Source organism: Pseudomonas sp. P4_C3, from assembly GCF_056402075.1.
Genome location: NZ_JBFUIC010000607.1, coordinates 1 through 1,419, shown reverse-complemented (window position 1 = coordinate 1,419; position 1,419 = coordinate 1). Strand labels below are relative to the sequence as shown.

Annotated in this window: 1 protein-coding gene; it reads left to right on the top strand. The window is 45.5% G+C overall.

Annotated features, from left to right (window positions below):
- Positions 1–776: 776 nt before the first annotated feature.
- Positions 777–1,419: nucleoside-diphosphate sugar epimerase/dehydratase (locus tag AC1DVH_RS31105; RefSeq protein WP_477757017.1), on the top strand; the 643-nt coding region annotated here is incomplete at its 3' end.

Here is a 1,419-nt window from a genome sequence, read left to right as displayed (position 1 = left end):
CAAGTAAATTATAAAGAGATGAGCGTTCGGTTGACGGTTCAGTGATGTTTTCCGGGTATCGGTAATCCATCGTTTTCGATTTGTTATATCTGCAACTTTTTTCAGTTCGGTAGATAGAGCGGTTTCTCAAGAATGCAGGAGAAGTGCGCCTGCTAGTCTGCCTACCTTGCTTGTCGATGGGGTATAACTTTAGTGTGGTATTTGTTGGGGTGTCTGTATTGCTCAGTCTACGGTCTCGATGGTAGAAACCAGCAGGTTGTTAAGGCTGGAAGAAGATATTGACTTTCGGCAGCGGTAGCATGCTTGAGTTGGGGCAGGAACAGTAAAAATAATCACTGTTTTTATGATTTGTTATTGTCGGTGCGATGTTCTGTGGGTTGCATGTAATAAATATTTGAGAGTTTCTCAGTTTTGTTGGTTGGTTTAAGTGATGAGGAGATATCTTCTGCGCACTATGCAGTAAAGTCCAATCACATCTTACGGCCGGTTGCCCTATCATGACGGCCTTGCAAGGAGAGGGATCTGCGTGATCCTTGAGTCGGGCGCCTGACTGGTTTGTGATCCTGATAACACTGCCGCATTGGCGGCGCGCTATTACCGTATTCCAGCAGGTAGTCGCAGTCTAAATTATAAAAGCATTTCATCCGGGCGAGAAAGAAAAAATTCAGGCCAAGCCCGGATGTTCGACTCTTACTGGTGTAAAATGAAAGTCGTACGGGAATGAGCGCATTCTAAGCGTCATAAAAATAGGTGTGGTTGGAGCGTTCGAAGGGGTTATGGAAAGATTCCGGGTTTTGTTATTAGGTCTTCCGCGCCGCAGTAAACGACTGATCCAGGTTGCTGCTGATGTCGCGTTGGTGTGGCTAGCCCTGTGGATGGCATTTGTTGTCCGATTAGGCATCGATGAGATGGTCAACCCGCTCACTCAGCATCTCTGGCTTTTTTTGAGTGCGCAGTTTGTAGCAATTCCACTTTTCTTTCAATTTGGAATGTATCGCGCAGTCATGCGCTATTTTGGTAATGATGCCCTTATTACGATCGTCAAAGCGGTAAGTTTGTCATCGTTAATTCTTGGCGTTGTCGTGTATTGGTATAGTAATCATCAGAATATTGTGCCGCGGTCAATAATTTTTAATTATTGGTGGCTAAGTTTGGTCATGATCGGTGGTCTTCGACTGTTCATGCGTCAATACTTTCTCGGTGATTGGTTTTCCGCAGMCCAACATGTTCCTTTCACCAACCGGGATAACGGATTACCTAAGGTGGCCATTTATGGAGCTGGTGCTGCCGGAAATCAGCTTGTAGCAGCTTTGCGAATGGGACGAGCCATGCGTCCGGTCGCCTTTATCGATGACGATAGAAGTATTGCCAGTCGAGTTATTTCTGGGCTTAAGGTTTATAAACCAAAGCATATCAAGG